2 protein-coding genes are annotated in these 2,149 nt (G+C 68.8%); both read right to left on the reverse strand.

Annotated features, from left to right (window positions below):
• On the reverse strand, positions 1-1,400 hold a 1,400-nt coding region (gene narH, locus EJK15_RS68950), incomplete at its 3' end, for a nitrate reductase subunit beta (protein WP_138720874.1).
• Positions 1,400-2,149, reverse strand: a 750-nt coding sequence (locus EJK15_RS68955; protein ID WP_276615630.1) for a molybdopterin dinucleotide binding domain-containing protein, incomplete at its 5' end; no start/stop codon positions are given. The genes EJK15_RS68955 and narH, both read right to left, overlap by 1 nt.

The following is a 2,149-nucleotide window of genomic DNA, read 5'->3' on the forward strand; positions in this document are numbered from 1 at the left end:
GCGTCCTCGCGGTGGGCGGCGGGCACGACGTAGCGCTCGTCGTACTTGGCGATGGCCAGCAGCCGGTACATCTCCTCCATGTCGGACGCCGTCATCCCCGCCGACTCCAGCAGGTCCGCGGCGACGGTGCCGTCGATGGTGCGGGCCCGCATGTAGCCGCGCATGGCCGACAGCTTCATCAGCACCCCGGCCACGACCTCGGTGTCGCCGGCCGAGAACAGGCTGGCCAGGTACTCCAGTGGGATGCGCAGGTCGGTGATGGCGTGGAAGACGTTGTCCGGGTCGTCGGCGTCGGCGCCAACGCCGGTGACCGCGTCGAGGACCGGTGACAGCGGCGGGATGTACCAGACCATGGGCAGCGTGCGGTATTCCGGGTGCAACGGCAGCGCCACCCGGTAGCGCATGGCCAGCCGGTAGATCGGCGAGCGCCGCGCGGCCTCGATCCAGTCCTCGCTGATCCCGCCCGCCCGGGCGGCCGCGGCCACCTCGGGGTCGTCAGGGTCGAGGAAGACCTTGCGCTGCGCCTCCAGCAGGTCGCGCGGGTCGGCGACGCGGGCGGCGTCCAGGACGGCGTCGGCGTCGTACAGGATGAGGCCGATGTAGCGCAGCCGGCCGACGCAGGTCTCGGCGCACACGGTCGGCTGGCCCGCTTCGATGCGCGGGAAGCAGAAGGTGCATTTCTCGGCCTTGCCGGTCTTGTGGTTGACGTACACCTTCTTGTACGGGCAGGAGGAGACGCACATGCGCCAGCCGCGGCAGCGGTCCTGGTCCACCAGGACGATGCCGTCCTCCTCCCGCTTGTACATGGCGCCGGACGGGCAGGCGGCGACGCAGGCCGGGTTGAGGCAGTGCTCGCAGATGCGCGGCAGGTGGAACATGAAGGTCTTGTCGAACTCCATCTTCACCTGCTCGACCATGCTCGCGAGGTTGGGGTCGGCCGGGGCGTGCTCGGGGGCGCCGCCCAAGTCGTCCTCCCAGTTCGCGCCCCAGGTGATCGCCATGTCCTTGCCGGTGATGGCCGACTTGGGGCGGATGACCGGGACGTGCGGCCCGGCGGGGGCGTTGAGCAGGGTGTCGTAGTCGTAGGTGGCCGGCTCGTAGTAGTCGTCCAGGTCCGGCAGGTCCGGGTTGGCGAACAGGTTGAGCAGGCGCTTGATGCGGCCTCCGGCGCGGAGCTTGAGCCGGCCACGCCGGTCGAGTTGCCAGCCGCCGTGCCAGCGGTCCTGGTCTTCGTAGCGCTTGGGGTAGCCGATGCCGGGCTTGGTCTCGACGTTGTTGAACCAGACGTACTCGACGCCGTCCCGGTTGGTCCACGTCTGCTTGCAGGTGACGGAGCAGGTGTGGCAGCCGATGCACTTGTCCAGGTTCATCACCATCGCGACCTGTGCCATGACGCGCATCAGTAATCGACCTCCTGGGTTCGGCGGCGGATGACGGTGATCTCGTCACGCTGGTTGCCGGTCGGCCCGTAGTAGTTGAAGGCGTAGGTGAACTGCGCGTACCCGCCGATGAGGTGGCTGGGTTTGAGCAGCAGCCGGGTGAGGGAGTTGTGGGTGCCGCCGCGCCGCCCGGACTTCTCGGTGAGCGGGACGTTCACGTTGCGGTCCTTGGCGTGGTACATGTACACGGTCCCGGCCGGCATGCGGTGTGAGACGACCGCCCTGGCCACGACCACGCCGTTGCGGTTGTACGCCTCGATCCAGTCGTTGTCGGCGACACCGATCTTGGCGGCGTCCTGGACGCTCATCCAGATCGTGGGCCCGCCGCGCGACAGGGCGAGCATGTAGGCGTTGTCCTGGTATTCGGAGTGGATGGACCACTTGGAGTGCGGCGTCAGGTAGCGCACGGTCACTTCGGCCGCCTCCCCGTCGCCCTGCTCGCCGTAGTGGCGGCGCATGTTGAGCGGCGGCCGGTAGGCGGGCAGCTGCTCGCCCAGCTCGATGATCCAGTCGTGGTCGAGGAAGAACTGCTGGCGCCCGGTCAGCGTGTGCCACGGCTTGTCCCGCTCGACGTTGATCACGAAGGCGGAGTAGCGGCGCCCGCCGGTCTCCGATCCGGACCACTCGGGCGAGGTGATCACCGCCTGCGGCCTGGACTGGGTGTCAGCGAACGTGATCCGCTTGCCCTCGTGCTCGGAGGCCAGGTCGGC

It is taken from the genome of Nonomuraea basaltis, from assembly GCF_005893125.1.
GTDB classification, from domain to species: Bacteria; Actinomycetota; Actinomycetes; order Streptosporangiales; family Streptosporangiaceae; genus Nonomuraea; species Nonomuraea basaltis.